Here is a 14,017-nt window from a genome sequence, read left to right on the forward strand (position 1 = left end):
TAAACATCCAAACCCCTGCCCGACGCAGGGCGGCGACCGACCAGCGAGAAGGCAGGCCGCAGCCAACCGCGCGGGCGAGACTCTCGGGAAGGCGCTACGTGAGTCCCAACGGCTCCGACCTCCCCCACTGCCCGAAGGGCGTGGGCGGTACCCCCGTGCTGCGGCGCCCGATGCGGCGGAAGCTGCTGCAGGCGCTGACTGCGGGGCTGGTCCTGGCGACCGCGACCGGTTGCACCTACAAGGACTTTCCCCGGCTGGGTATGCCCACCCCGACCACGGAAGAGGGTCCGCGGGTCCTCTCCCTCTGGCAGGGCTCCTGGGCCGCCGCCATCGCGGTCGGCGTGCTGGTGTGGGGTCTGATCCTGTGGAGTGCGTTCTTCCACCGGCGCAGCCGCACCAAGGTCGAGGTACCTCCGCAGACTCGGTACAACATGCCGATCGAGGCCCTGTACACGGTGGTGCCGCTCATCATCGTCTCGGTCCTCTTCTACTTCACGGCCCGCGACGAGTCGAAGCTCCTCGACGAGTCGAAGAAGCCCGACGTGACGGTCAACGTCGTCGGCTTCCAGTGGAGCTGGGCCTTCAACTACGTCGCGCCCGTCGCCGGTTCCTCCGGCGACGCGAAGACCGACAAGAACCTGCTGGACATTCCTGACCGGTTCCGGAAGGACTTCCCGGCCGGCGCCGGCGGTGTCTACGACGCCGGCACGCCCGCCACCCGGAACCCGCAGACCGGCAACCCGGGCCCGACGCTGTGGCTGCCCAAGGGCGAGACCGTCCGCTTCATCCTCACCTCGCGGGACGTCAACCACTCCTTCTGGGTGCTGCCGTTCCTGATGAAGATGGACGTCATCCCGGGCCACACCAACTCCTTCCAGGTGACCCCCGACCAGGAGGGCACCTTCCGGGGCAAGTGCGCCGAACTCTGCGGCCAGGACCACTCCCGGATGCTGTTCAACGTGAAGGTCGTCTCGCCGGACCGCTACGAGCAGCACCTCAAGGACCTCGCCAAGAAGGGGCAGACCGGTTACGTTCCCGCCGGCATCGCGCAGACGGGCCACGAGAAGAACCGGGAGACGAACAACCTGTGAGCATCCTCAACGAACCCCAGGGCGCCGCCGCGGCGACCAGCTCTCCCGGGAGCGAGGCGCCCATCCGGCGCAAGCAGCCCGGCAACTCCGTGGTGAAGTGGCTGACGACCACCGACCACAAGACGATCGGCACGATGTATCTGGCGACGTCGTTCGCGTTCTTCTGCATCGGCGGCGTGATGGCGCTCCTGATGCGCGCCGAGCTGGCCCGCCCGGGGCTCCAGATCATGTCGCTGGAGCAGTTCAACCAGGCGTTCACGATGCACGGCACGATCATGCTGCTGATGTTCGCGACGCCGCTGTTCGCCGGCTTCACGAACTGGATCATGCCGCTCCAGATCGGCGCCCCGGACGTGGCGTTCCCGCGGCTGAACATGTTCGCCTACTGGCTCTACCTGTTCGGCTCGCTGATCGCGGTGGGCGGCTTCCTCACCCCGCAGGGCGCCGCCGACTTCGGCTGGTTCGCCTACGCCCCGCTGTCCGACGCGGTGCACTCGCCCGGCATCGGCGGCGACATGTGGATCATGGGCCTGGCCTTCTCCGGCTTCGGCACGATCCTCGGCTCGGTCAACTTCATCACCACCATCATCTGCATGCGCGCGCCCGGCATGACCATGTTCCGCATGCCGATCTTCGTGTGGAACGTGCTGCTGACCGCGGTGCTGGTCCTGCTCGCCTTCCCGGTGCTCGCCGCGGCCCTCTTCGCGCTGGAGGCGGACCGCAAGTTCGGCGCCCACGTGTTCGACGCGGCCAACGGCGGCGCCCTGCTGTGGCAACACCTCTTCTGGTTCTTCGGCCATCCAGAGGTGTACATCATCGCGCTGCCGTTCTTCGGCATCGTCAGCGAGGTCATCCCGGTCTTCTCCCGCAAGCCGATGTTCGGCTACACGGGCCTGATCGGCGCGACCATCGCCATCGCGGGTCTGTCCGTCACCGTGTGGGCGCACCACATGTACGTCACCGGCGGTGTGCTGCTGCCGTTCTTCTCGTTCATGACCTTCCTGATCGCGGTCCCGACCGGTGTGAAGTTCTTCAACTGGATCGGCACCATGTGGAAGGGCTCGCTGTCCTTCGAGACGCCGATGCTGTGGGCGACCGGCTTCCTGATCACCTTCACCTTCGGCGGTCTGACCGGCGTCATCCTGGCCGCGCCGCCGATGGACTTCCACGTCTCCGACTCCTACTTCGTGGTGGCGCACTTCCACTACGTCGTGTTCGGCACCGTGGTCTTCGCGATGTTCTCCGGCTTCCACTTCTGGTGGCCGAAGTTCACCGGCAAGATGCTCGACGAGCGCCTGGGCAAGCTGACCTTCTGGCTGCTGTTCATCGGCTTCCACGGCACCTTCCTGGTCCAGCACTGGCTGGGCGCCGAGGGCATGCCGCGCCGGTACGGCGACTACCTGGCGGCCGACGGCTTCACCGCGCTGAACACCCTGTCGACGATCTTCTCGTTCGTGCTCGGCCTGTCGGTCCTGCCGTTCTTCTACAACGTGTGGAAGACGGCCAAGTACGGCAAGCCGGTCGGCGTCGACGACCCGTGGGGCTTCGGCCGCTCGCTGGAGTGGGCCACCTCCTGCCCGCCGCCGCGGCACAACTTCCTCACCCTGCCGCGGATCCGCAGCGAGTCCCCGGCGTTCGACCTGCACCACCCCGAGATCGCCGCGCTGGACCAGCTTGAGAACGGCGCCCACGGCGCGAAGCCCGCCCTCGCCGGCGGCAAGGAGGCCGGCAAGTGAAGATCCAGGGCAAGATGTTCATGTGGCTGAGCATCTTCGTGCTCGCCATGGCGATCGTCTACGGCGTGTGGTCGAAGGAGCCGGCCGGTACGACGGCCCTCTTCCTGGCCTTCGGCCTGTGCATCATGATCGGCTTCTACCTGGGCTTCACCGCCAAGCGGGTGGACGCCGGCGCCCAGGACAACATGGAGGCCGACGTCGCGGACGACGCCGGTGAGCTGGGCTTCTTCAGCCCGCACAGTTGGCAGCCGCTCGCCCTCGGCGTCGGCGGCGCGCTGGCCTTCCTCGGCGTCGCCCTCGGCTGGTGGCTGCTCTACTTCGGCGCTCCGCTGATCATGATCGGTCTGTGGGGCTGGGTCTTCGAGTACTACCGCGGTGAGAACCGCACCCAGTAACACACGACGATCAAGCACATGAACCCGGGCGCCCCTGATGGGGGCCCGGGTTCCTGCATTTCGCCTACGGCGCCACGCCGACGTTCGCTCGAACGGACGATCCACCGCGCCGGACGCCTCCGGGCTACTTAGCGTGAGCCCATGAGTACCACCACTCAGCGCACCCGCATGGTCGTCAGCGGCACTCTTCTGGCGGCCTTCCTCGGCGCCGGCGCCACCGCTTGCGGCCCGGACGGCAATCCGCTGGCCTCGACTCCGTACGACGCTGCGGACCAGATCTCCTTCAGCGCCTCCATGGACGCCGGGAAGAAAGCAGACCCGGACAAGCCCCTGGAGGTCACCTCCAAAGGCTCGGGCGGGCGGATCACGGACGTCGCCGCCGTGGACGGGCAGGGCCGGCAGGTCACCGGTGAGCTGGCCGCCGACGGCAGCCGATGGCACAGCACCTCGCCGATGGCCGCCGGCGCCCACTACACCCTTACCGTGAAGACCGAGAACGACGACGGCGCGCCCGGCCGCAAGGTCTTCGCCTTCGAGACGAGCAAGCCGAAGTCCCAGAAGCTCCTCAAGGTCACGTTCGGGCCCGACGCGGGCGCCTACGGCGTCGGCCAGCCTCTGACGGCGGAGCTGGACCAGCCGGTCAAGGACAAGGCCCAGCGCGCGATCGTGGAACGCGGCCTCCAGGTCACCTCCACGCCCGCCGTGGAGGGCTCCTGGTACTGGGTGAACGACAAGCAGCTCCACTACCGCCCGCGCACCTACTGGCCCGCCCACGCCACCGTCCAGGTGCGCAGCAACCTGGAGGACATCCGGATCAACGACCGGCTCTGGGGCGGCGCCGCCAAGCCTCTGAAGATCACCACCGGGGACCGGATCGTCGCCGTCACGGACGCCGCCGCCCACGAGATGACGGTGTACCGCAACGACGAGAAGATCAAAGAACTCCCGGTCACCACCGGCAAGCCCGGCTTCGAGACCCGCAACGGCTTCAAGGTCGTGCTGGCCAAGCAGTACTACGTCCAGATGAAGAGCAGCACGGTCGGCATCGCGGCGGGCTCCCGGGACTCGTACGACCTTCCGGTCTACTACGCCACCCGGGTGACCTGGAGCGGCGAGTTCGTGCACGCGGCCCCCTGGTCGGTGGGCTCCCAGGGCGTGGCCAACGTCAGCCACGGGTGCACCGGCATGAGCACCGCCAACGCCAAATGGTTCTTCGACCACATCCACGAGGGCGACGTCGTCCAGGTCGTCAACTCCAACGGCGACCCGATGGAGCTGTTCGACAACGGCTACGGCGACTGGAACATGCCCTGGGAGAAGTGGGTCCAGGGCAGCGCCCTGCGCGGCGGCAAGACCGGCGCCTCCCAGGACGCCCCGACCAGACTGCTCCCACAGGGGCACTAGGAAGCCGACACGAGGCCGATACGAAGCCGATCGCCGAAACCCCGCCGACAGAGCAGGCAGAGCAGGCAGAGCAGGCAGAGCCGACAAGGGCAACAGGCTCAACACGGTCACGGGCGGCCCTGTGCGGCCCGTGGCACGACGCACAGCGCCCCCGGCGGCCAGCCAGGCCGCCGGGGGCGCTCAGGCGCTCAGCGGCGCACTGACCGGGGCGCGCGGGCGCGCCGAGGACCGGGTGAGGGTCAGGCGCTCACCGCGGCTCTTTTGCGGAGCAGGGCGGCGAGCGCGGACGCGAACTCCACCGGCTCCACCGGAAGCGTCACCGCCGCGTCCGCCCGGCTCCAGGTCGCCAGCCAGGCGTCCTGCGGCCGGCCGATCAGCAGCAGCACCGGCGGGCAGCCGAAGATCTCGTCCTTGATCTGCCGGCACATCCCCATGCCGCCCATGGGCGCCGCCTCGCCGTCCAGGACGCACACGTCGATCCCGCCCCGGTCCAGCTCCGCGATCACGGCCGCGGGCGTCGCGCACTCCACGAACTCCACGACCGGCGCGTCCTGGGCGGGCCGGCGGCCGGTGGCCAGCCGCACCTGCTCCCTGGCGCCGGCGTCGTCGCTGTAGACCAGCACCGTGGCGGTCGCCTGCATTGTTCCTCCACGCGTCTCGAGAAGACTCAGCATTGGCCGGGATCCCCGGGTACCGATGGCGCGGATGCTACTCCCTCCGCCCCCCGGTCAACACCGAGCGGATCACCTTTCGAGTGGGCCGAACAGGCAGCGCACACCCCGTAGACACTCCGAACGGCACCCCCCGGAGTGAGGGCGGGATAAGCGACCGACATAATGTCGGTCGTGGCGACAGCAACGACAGTAGAAACCGGGCACGCGCACCCGTCGGTCAACCGGCCGAACCTCACCAGCGTCGGAACCATCATCTGGCTGAGTTCCGAGCTGATGTTCTTCGCGGCCCTCTTCGCGATGTACTTCACCCTGCGCTCGGTGACGGGTCCAGCGCACTGGAAGCAGATGGCGGACCACCTCAACGTCCCCTTCTCGTCGGCGAACACCACGATCCTGGTGCTCTCCTCCCTCACCTGCCAGCTCGGCGTCTTCGCCGCCGAGCGCGGTGACGTGAAGAAGCTCCGGGGCTGGTTCACCGTCACCTTCATCATGGGTGCGATCTTCATCGGCGGTCAGATCTACGAGTACACGAGCCTGGTGAAGGAAGACGGCCTCTCGCTGTCCTCCGACCCCTACGGCTCGGTGTTCTACCTGACCACCGGCTTCCACGGCATGCACGTGACGGGCGGTCTCATCGCCTTCCTGTTCGTCCTCGGCCGCACCTACGCGGCCCGGAGGTTCACCCACGAGCAGGCGACCGCGGCCATCGTCGTGTCCTACTACTGGCACTTCGTCGATGTCGTCTGGATCGGTCTCTTCGCCACGATCTACCTGATCAAGTAGCCGACGTTCCGATCCCAGTCCGCAAGCATCGACGCAGAAGATCCTGACACCGGGGTAATCCGTGAAAAAGCTCTCCGCACGACGACGCCATCCGCTGGCGGCGGTCGTCGTCCTACTTCTCGCGCTGGCGGCCACGGGGGGCCTGTACACCGCGTTCGCGCCCGCCACCCAGGCGAAGGCCGACACGTCCGCGCAGTCCCTCACCATCGAGGAGGGCAAGAAGCTCTACGAGGTCGGTTGCGCCAGTTGTCACGGGACCGGCGGTCAGGGCAGCTCTGACGGCCCGTCCCTAGTGGGCGTGGGCGCCGCCGCCGTCGACTTCCAGGTCGGCACCGGCCGCATGCCGGCCCAGCAGCCCGGAGCGCAGATCCCCAAGAAGAAGGTGATCTACAGCCAGGGCGAGATCGACCAGCTCGCGGCCTACATCGCCTCCCTGGGCGCGGGCCCCGTCGTCCCGACGAAGAACCAGTACAGCCCGGAGGGCGCGGACATCGCCAAGGGCGGCGAACTCTTCCGCACCAACTGCGCGCAGTGCCACAACTTCACCGGCAAGGGCGGTGCGCTCACTCACGGCAAGTACGCCCCCAACCTCGAGAACGTCGCGCCGAAGCACATCTACGAGGCCATGCAGACCGGCCCGCAGAACATGCCGTCCTTCCCCGACACCACGATGACGTCGAAGAACAAGAAGGACATCATCGCGTACCTGAACGCGGTCAACAGCGACCAGACGCAGAACCCCGGCGGTCTTGAGCTGGGCGGCCTCGGGCCGGTCAGCGAGGGTCTGTTCGCGTGGATCTTCGGACTCGGCGTCATGATCGCGGTCGCCGTGTGGGTCGCCGCCCGGACCGCAAAGGCCAAGAAGTCATGAGCAGCCAACACATTCCAGACGAGCACCTGCCGGCCGAGCAGGGCGCGGCGCACGGCGCCGTACGCGTGGCGGACGAGAAGAACCCGTTCGCCGACCCGGGGCTGCCGCCCCACGAGCACCGGATCCAGGACGTCGACGAGCAGGCCGCCAGGCGGTCCGAGCGCGCCGTCGCCCTGCTGTTCACGGTGTCGATGCTGGCCACCGTCGGCTTCATCGCGTCCTACGTGACGATCCCGGACGACAAGTCGGTCTTCGTCTTCCCGATCGGGCACCTCAACGCGCTGAACTTCGCGCTCGGCCTGACCCTGGGCACGGCGCTGTTCTGCATCGGCGCGGGCGCGGTCCACTGGGCCCGCACCCTGATGTCCGACGCGGAGGTCGCCGACGAGCGTCACCCGATCGAGGCGTCTCCCGAGGTTCGCGCGAAGGTCCACGCGGACTTCCAGCAGGGCGCCAAGGAGTCCGCGATCGGCCGCCGTCCGCTGATCCGCAACACCTTGCTGGGCGCGCTCACGCTGCTGCCGCTCTCCGGCCTGTTCCTGCTGCGCGACCTGGGCCCGCTGCCCAAGGAGACGCTGCGCCACACGCTGTGGGCCAAGGGCAAGCGCCTGGTCAACATGAACACCAACCAGCCGCTGCGGCCCGAGGACGTCGCCGTCGGCTCGCTCACCTTCGCCAAGCCGGACGGCCTGGAGGAGGCGGGCGAGGACTTCCAGACGGAGATCGCCAAGTCGGCCCTCATGATCATCCGGCTTCAGCCGGACAACATCAAGGACAAGCGCGAACTGGACTGGTCGCACCAGGGCATCGTCGCGTACTCGAAGATCTGCACCCACGTCGGCTGCCCGATCTCCCTGTACGAGCAGCAGACGCACCACGTGCTGTGCCCCTGCCACCAGTCCACCTTCGACCTCTCCGACGGCGCCCGTGTGATTTTCGGCCCCGCCGGCCACGCCCTGCCGCAATTGCGCATCGGGGTGGACAATGAGGGTTACCTCCAGGCGTTGGGCGACTTCGAGGAGCCTGTCGGTCCTGCATTCTGGGAGCGCGGATGAGTACTACAGCGAGCAACACCTCCCGCTCGCGCGGGAAGGAGCCGGCCGGTGAGAAGCTGGCCGACTGGGTCGACGGCCGGCTGGGCGTGTACAGCCTGGCCAAGGCCAACATGCGCAAGATCTTCCCCGACCACTGGTCGTTCATGCTGGGCGAGGTCTGCCTCTACAGCTTCCTGATCATCATCCTCACGGGTGTGTATCTGACGCTGTTCTTCCACCCGTCGATGAACGAGGTGGTGTACCACGGGAGCTACGTCCCGCTCCAGGGACAGCTCATGAGCGAGGCGTTCAACTCGACCCTGCACATCTCCTTCGAGGTGCGCGGTGGCCTGCTCATCCGGCAGATCCACCACTGGGCCGCGCTGGTCTTCCTGGCCGGCATGTTCGTGCACATGATGCGCGTGTTCTTCACCGGCGCGTTCCGCAAGCCGCGTGAGATCAACTGGATGTTCGGCTTCCTGCTGTTCGTCCTGGGCATGTTCACCGGCTTCACCGGCTACTCGCTCCCGGACGACCTGCTCTCCGGCACCGGCGTCCGCTTCATGGAGGGCGCGATCCTGTCCGTGCCGATCGTCGGCACGTACGTCTCGTACTTCCTCTTCGGCGGCCAGTTCCCCGGTCACGACTTCGTCGCCCGGTTCTACTCGATCCACATCCTGCTGCTGCCGGGCATCATGCTCGGTCTGGTGGTGGCCCACCTGATCCTGGTCGTCTACCACAAGCACACGCAGTACGCGGGTCCGGGCAAGACGAACAACAACGTCGTCGGCATGCCGCTGCTGCCGGTCTACATGGCCAAGGCCGGAGGCTTCTTCTTCCTGGTCTTCGGCGTCATCGCGGCCATCGCGGCCATCGCGCAGATCAACCCGATCTGGGCCATCGGCCCCTACCGGCCGGACCAGGTGTCCACCGGCGCCCAGCCCGACTGGTACATGGGCATGGCCGAGGGCCTGATCCGCGCGATGCCGGGCTGGGAGATCAACTTCTGGGGCCACACGCTGGTCCTGGGCGTGTTCATCCCGCTGATGCTGTTCGGCGTGATCCTCGCGGTCCTCGCCCTGTACCCGTTCATCGAGGCGTGGGTCACCGGGGACCGGCGCGAGCACCACATCCTGGACCGCCCGCGCAACGTGCCCACCCGCACGGCCTTCGGCGCCGCGTGGATCGCCTGGTACTTCGTGCTGCTGGTCGGCGGCGGCAACGACCTGTGGGCCACCCACTTCGACCTGTCGATCAACTCCATCACCTGGTTCGTCCGCGTGGCGTTCTTCCTGGCGCCGGTGCTCACGTTCATCGTCACCAAGCGGATCTGCCTCGGCCTCCAGCGCCGGGACAAGGACAAGGTGCTGCACGGCCGCGAGTCGGGCATCATCAAGCGCCTGCCGCACGGCGAGTTCATCGAGGTCCACGAGCCGCTCAGCCAGGAGCAGCTCTACACGCTCACGGCGCACGAGCAGTACCAGCCGGCCGCGCTGGGCCCGGCCGTCGACGGCAACGGCGTCGAGCGCAAGGCGTCCGGACCGAAGAAGCTGCGCGCCAAGCTCAGCAACGCCTACTTCGGCGAGGACAGCCAGATCCAGAAGCCGACCGTCGAGGAGTACAAGGAGATCACGAGCGGCCACGGCCACCACTGATCGCCTGCCCCGGGCGTCGCCACGCCACGGCCGAAGGGCCCCGTCCGCATCCGGACGGGGCCCTTCGCCCTGTCCGGGGCTGGATAGGGTGGGGGCAGCAGTCCGAGATGCACGTCCCGCGGTGCGGGACACCGACCCAGGAGCGGCTTATGAGCGCTGTGACCCCCGCCGGAGGCGACACCGCGGCGGCCCGCTCCTGGCCCCTGGTGCTGAACGGCCTGCTGGAGGGCCGTGACCTGGCCGCCGACGACACCGCCTGGGCCATGGACCGGATCATGGGCGGCGAGGCGACGGACGCGCAGATCGCCGGCTTCGCGGTGGCGCTGCGCGCCAAGGGCGCGACCGTCGAGGAGATCACCGGCCTGGTCCGCACGATGTACGCGCACGCGAACGTGATCGAGGTGCCCGGCGCCACCGTCGACGTCGTCGGCACCGGCGGCGACGGCGCGAGGACGGTGAACATCTCCACCATGTCGTCGATCGTGGTGGCCGGGGCCGGCGCGAAGGTCGTCAAGCACGGCAACCGGGCCGCGTCCTCCGCGTCCGGGGCGTCCGACGTGCTGGAGAAGCTGGGCGTCAACCTCGACCTCACCCCGCAGCGGGTGGCCGAGGTCGCCGAGGAGGCCGGCATCACCTTCTGCTTCGCGGTGCGGTTCCACCCGGCGCTGCGGCACGTCGGCGCGGCCCGCGGGCAACTGGGCATCCGCACGGTGTTCAACCTGCTCGGCCCGCTGACCAACCCGGCGAAGGTCCGGTCCCAGGCGGTCGGCGTCGCCGTGGCGCACGAGGCGCCGATCGTGGCGGGGGTCTTCGCCGAGCGCGGCAACTCGTCGCTGGTGTTCCGCGGCGACGACGGCCTGGACGAGCTGACCACCACCGCCCCCTCGCGGGTCTGGGTGGTCCGGGACGGCGCGGTCGCCGAGCAGTCGTTCGACCCGCGCGACGTCGGCATCGACCTGGTGCCGGTGGAGGCGCTGCGCGGCGCCGACGCGTCGTACAACGCGGAGGTCGCGCTGCGGCTGCTGGACGGCGAGCGGGGGCCCGTCCGGGACGCCGTGCTGCTGAACTCGGCGGCGGCCCTGGTGGCCCTGGAGCCGGGCCCGGGGACGCTGGAGCGGCAGATCCGGGCCGCGATGGACCGGGCGGCGGAGTCGATCGACTCCGGGACCGCCGGACGGACGCTGGAGCGCTGGGCGGCCGCCAGCAAGGCGTAGGCCGTGAGCGGCCTTTCCCGCCGGACGGCCGCCGACCCGGGCTGCCGCCGATCCGGGTGGCCGTCGATCCGGGCGGACACTGATCCGGACGGCCGCCGATCCGTGCGGACACTGATCCGGGCGGCCGCCGATCCGGCGGAGAGGGTCACGGCACTCTGCCGCCCCGGCCGAGGCGGGCGCCGCGGTCCCGCGATCCGGACACCGGTTGCGGGACCGCGATCACCTCGCGTAGCTTCTCGTGCAGGTCATGAGTGACAGCCATGTGGCCCCGGCCGGCTGTCCGGCAACCCTCCGTCCGTGGCGGGGTGCCCCGGGTGAAGACCAGGCCGCAGGCAGCGAGGTCTGCGGCAAGCGCGGACCCCATCGCCCTCTTCCGAGCGGACACCTAGGGGTCCTGGTCGTAGAGGAGCCTTCCCGTGAGTCAGCGAATGTTCTAGGGCCTGTCGTCCGGCTTCCGGCGTCCGCCCCCCTGCCGGTGCGGCGGCCGAAGCTCTGGGACAGGCCCCAGGAGCCCGAGGGGCCGCTCCACGCGCCCCTCGCGTCCTTCTTCCGCTCTTTCTTTCCGTCTCCCCGCGCTGGAGCGTCGTGTCGCTCGCGCGGCGAGTCCCGCCTGCCCGCACGGGAGTTCACCATGTCCGTCGCCGCCCCCGCCGCCTCTTCCGCCCCCGCCGTCGCCCCTTCCGCCGACCCGTCCCGCCGCGCCCCGCTGCCCGTCCTCGGCCGGGACGTCTCCGTGCCGCTCGTGACCGGCGGGGAGGCCCCCTACGCCGCCCTCGACTACGCGGCCAGCGCCCCCGCCCTCCAGCGGGTCTGGGACGACGTGGCGGCGTACGCGCCGTACTACGGCAGCGTCCACCGCGGCGCCGGGTACCTCTCGCAGGTGTCCACCGAGCTGTTCGAGAACGCCCGCCGGACGGTGGCCCGCTTCCTGGACTGCCGGGAGGACGACCAGGCGGTGTTCACCCGGTCCACCACCGACTCGCTCAACCTGCTGGCCCGCGCGCTTCCGGCCGACTGCCGGGTGTTCGTCTTCGAGACCGAGCACCACGCCGCGCTGCTGCCCTGGCGGGACGCGTCGGTGACCTGCCTCGACGCCCCGCGCAGCCACCAGGAGGCGGTCGCGTCCCTGGAGCGGGCGCTGGCCGCCCGGGACCCGCACGGCCCGGCCCTGGTGTGCGTCACCGGCGCCTCCAACGTCACCGGCGAGCTGTGGCCGGTGCGGGAGCTGGCCGCCGTCGCGCACGCGCACGGCGCGCGGATCGTGCTGGACGCCGCCCAGCTCGCCCCGCACCGCCCGGTCTCGGTCAGGGACCTGGACGTCGACTGGGTCGCCTTCTCCGGGCACAAGCTCTACGCCCCGTTCGGCGCAGGCGTGCTGGCCGGGCGGCCGGACTGGCTGGACGCGGCCGATCCCTACCTGGCGGGCGGCGGCGCCAGCCGCAGGGTGGTCCGGCGCGCCGACGGGGGAGTGGACGTGGACTGGCACGACGGCGCCGCCCGGCACGAGGCGGGCTCCCCGAACGTGATCGGCGCCCACGCGGTCGCGTCCGCCTGCACGGCGCTGACCGAGGCGGGCTTCGACGCCCTCGCGGCCCGCGAGCGGCGGCTGACCGACCTGGTGCGGGCGGGGCTGGCCTCCGTGCCGGGAGTCCGGGTCCTGTCCCTGTTCGGGGACGGCGCCCCGCGGGTCGGCGTGATCTCCTTCGTCGTCGACGGCTGGAACAGCTCCCACCTCGCCGCCGCGCTCTCCGCCGAGTACGGCATCGGCGTGCGCGACGGGCTGTTCTGCGCCCACCCTCTGGTCGGCGCCCTGCTCGGCGGCGACGCGGGCGGCCGGGGCGAGTGCGGCGCCCCGGAGGCCGCGCCCGGCGAGCGTTCCCTGAACGCCGTCCGGGTCAGCTTCGGCGCGGGCACCCCCGACGAGCACGTGGAGCGCTTCGTGCGGGCGGTGCGGGAACTGGTGCGCGACGGCGCCCGGTGGACCTACCGCACGGAGGACGGCCGCTGCGTCCCCGCGGTGTGAGGCGGGCGCCCGGCGCGCGACGGTGCCTCCCGGAGCCCGGCGCGGGGAGGCGCCGCGGCGGTCAGGAGTCCAGCCCGATCGCGAACGCCGCCTCCAGGTCGTGCTGCGAGTACGTGCGGAAGGCGACGTGCGTGTCCGTGGCCTCGACGCCGGGGATCTTGCTGATCCGGCCGGGGATGACCTCCGCGAGGTCCTCGTGCCGGCCCACCCGGACCATGGCGATCAGGTCGTAGGTGCCGGTGACGGAGAAGACCTCGCTCACCGTGTCCAGCGAGGCGATCTGCTCGGCGATCTCGGGGATCCGGTCCACGCTGGTCTTGATGAGGACGATCGCGGTGATCACGGCTGGTTCTCTCCCTCGGGGGCCGGAGCAGGGGCCTTCACTTTAGGCCCTGCCGCCGGGCTCCCGTCCTCGGCCCGGTACGGCCGCCGCCCGGCGCCCGCGGCGCGGCCGTACCGGGCCCACGCGTAGAGGAAGCCCAGCGCGAAGCCGACGACGTGGGCCAGGTAGGCCACGCCCGGCCCCTGCGCCGCCCGGCCCGCGGCCAGCCATTGCAGGGCCGCCCAGAAGGGCAGCACGACCCAGGCGGGCAGCCGCAGCGGAAGGAAGAACAGGAAGGGCAGCAGGCTGGTCACGCGCGCCCCGGGGCACAGGTAGAGGAACGCGCCGAGCACCGCAGAGATCGCTCCCGAGGCGCCCACCACGCTCTGCCCGGAGCCGGGATCGGCGGCCGCGTAGCCCAGCAGCGCGAGGCAGCCGCAGCCGAGGTAGAACAGGGTGAACTGGACGCGGCCCATCCGCTCCTCGGTCATCGCCCCGAACACGTGCAGGAAGAGCATGTTGCCGAGCAGGTGCACCCAGCTTCCGTGCACGAACAGGGCCGTCACCGGCGTCCACAGGGCCCGCGGCGCCCCGGAGAGCAGCTCGGCGGGCACCACCCCCCAGCGCCGGAAGTAGGACCGCTGGGCGGCCAGCAGGGCGTCCCCGGCGCCGTAGGCGGGATCGAGGCCCGAGGCCGGGCCGATCGCGAAGGCGAGGCAGCACAGCGCGATCAGGGCGCACGTCATCGGCGCCCGCATGGTCCGTGCCGCCCTCAGCGCCCTGACCGTCCGCTCGGCCACCGCGTTCCTGTGCCT

13 protein-coding genes and 1 riboswitch are annotated in these 14,017 nt (G+C 70.1%); of the genes, 10 read left to right on the forward strand and 3 right to left on the reverse strand.

Annotated features, from left to right (window positions below):
- Positions 1-170 precede the first annotated feature (170 nt).
- The 4 genes from coxB (at position 171) to ABZ861_RS03055 (ending at position 4,626) form a co-directional block, all read left to right on the forward strand.
- Entirely contained in the window at positions 171-1,091 is a 921-nt protein-coding gene (gene coxB / locus ABZ861_RS03040; protein ID WP_361623583.1) for a cytochrome c oxidase subunit II, read from the forward strand.
- The gene (gene ctaD, locus ABZ861_RS03045; RefSeq protein WP_361622711.1) at positions 1,088-2,827 is read left to right on the forward strand and encodes a cytochrome c oxidase subunit I; all 1,740 of its coding nucleotides are present in this window, start codon (positions 1,088-1,090) and stop codon (positions 2,825-2,827) included. Before coxB ends, ctaD begins: the two co-directional genes overlap by 4 nt.
- Positions 2,824-3,222 carry a cytochrome c oxidase subunit 4 gene (locus tag ABZ861_RS03050; protein WP_361622714.1) on the forward strand — a complete coding sequence of 133 codons (399 nt, stop codon included), beginning with the start codon at positions 2,824-2,826 and terminating at the stop codon, positions 3,220-3,222. The genes ctaD and ABZ861_RS03050 overlap by 4 nt, the downstream gene beginning before the upstream one ends.
- A 141-nt stretch (positions 3,223-3,363) precedes the next feature.
- Positions 3,364-4,626, forward strand: a complete 1,263-nt coding sequence (locus ABZ861_RS03055) for an Ig-like domain-containing protein (protein ID WP_361622717.1) — start codon at positions 3,364-3,366, stop codon at positions 4,624-4,626.
- Positions 4,627-4,865: 239 nt separating this feature from the next.
- On the opposite strand, the gene ABZ861_RS03060 is transcribed toward ABZ861_RS03055, so the two are convergent.
- Positions 4,866-5,267 (reverse strand): hypothetical protein, encoded by a 402-nt coding sequence (locus ABZ861_RS03060; RefSeq protein WP_361622720.1) that lies wholly within the window; start codon positions 5,265-5,267, stop codon positions 4,866-4,868.
- Between the two features lie 195 nt (positions 5,268-5,462).
- Here ABZ861_RS03060 and ABZ861_RS03065 point away from each other — a divergent pair, with 195 nt between their 5' ends.
- The 6 genes from ABZ861_RS03065 to ABZ861_RS03090 all read left to right on the forward strand — a co-directional run bounded on the left by ABZ861_RS03065 (position 5,463) and on the right by ABZ861_RS03090 (position 12,880).
- Positions 5,463-6,083 carry a heme-copper oxidase subunit III gene (locus ABZ861_RS03065; RefSeq protein WP_361622723.1) on the forward strand — a complete coding sequence of 207 codons (621 nt, stop codon included), beginning with the start codon at positions 5,463-5,465 and terminating at the stop codon, positions 6,081-6,083.
- A gap of 61 nt (positions 6,084-6,144) precedes the next feature.
- Positions 6,145-6,954: a c-type cytochrome gene (locus ABZ861_RS03070; protein WP_361622726.1), complete on the forward strand. Its 810-nt coding sequence runs from the start codon at positions 6,145-6,147 to the stop codon at positions 6,952-6,954.
- Positions 6,951-8,009 (forward strand): Rieske 2Fe-2S domain-containing protein, encoded by a 1,059-nt coding sequence (locus ABZ861_RS03075; protein ID WP_361622729.1) that lies wholly within the window; start codon positions 6,951-6,953, stop codon positions 8,007-8,009. Before ABZ861_RS03070 ends, ABZ861_RS03075 begins: the two co-directional genes overlap by 4 nt.
- The gene (locus tag ABZ861_RS03080; RefSeq protein ID WP_361622732.1) at positions 8,006-9,643 is read left to right on the forward strand and encodes a cytochrome bc complex cytochrome b subunit; all 1,638 of its coding nucleotides are present in this window, start codon (positions 8,006-8,008) and stop codon (positions 9,641-9,643) included. Before ABZ861_RS03075 ends, ABZ861_RS03080 begins: the two co-directional genes overlap by 4 nt.
- Positions 9,644-9,792: 149 nt before the next feature.
- The gene (gene trpD, locus ABZ861_RS03085; protein ID WP_361622735.1) at positions 9,793-10,857 is read left to right on the forward strand and encodes an anthranilate phosphoribosyltransferase; all 1,065 of its coding nucleotides are present in this window, start codon (positions 9,793-9,795) and stop codon (positions 10,855-10,857) included.
- 243 nt (positions 10,858-11,100) lie between these two features.
- Positions 11,101-11,217, forward strand: a riboswitch (SAM riboswitch).
- A gap of 271 nt (positions 11,218-11,488) precedes the next feature.
- Positions 11,489-12,880, forward strand: a complete 1,392-nt coding sequence (locus ABZ861_RS03090; protein WP_361622738.1) for an aminotransferase class V-fold PLP-dependent enzyme — start codon at positions 11,489-11,491, stop codon at positions 12,878-12,880.
- A 61-nt stretch (positions 12,881-12,941) separates the two neighbouring features.
- On the opposite strand, the gene ABZ861_RS03095 is transcribed toward ABZ861_RS03090, so the two are convergent.
- Positions 12,942-13,223: an Lrp/AsnC ligand binding domain-containing protein gene (locus ABZ861_RS03095; RefSeq protein WP_361622741.1), complete on the reverse strand. Its 282-nt coding sequence runs from the start codon at positions 13,221-13,223 to the stop codon at positions 12,942-12,944.
- The gene (locus ABZ861_RS03100; RefSeq protein ID WP_361623586.1) at positions 13,220-13,960 is read right to left on the reverse strand and encodes a rhomboid family intramembrane serine protease; all 741 of its coding nucleotides are present in this window, start codon (positions 13,958-13,960) and stop codon (positions 13,220-13,222) included. The genes ABZ861_RS03095 and ABZ861_RS03100 overlap by 4 nt, the downstream gene beginning before the upstream one ends.
- Positions 13,961-14,017 lie beyond the last annotated feature (57 nt).

The sequence above is a fragment of the Streptomyces sp. NPDC046985 genome, from assembly GCF_040644415.1.
Classification (GTDB): Bacteria; Actinomycetota; Actinomycetes; order Streptomycetales; family Streptomycetaceae; genus Streptomyces.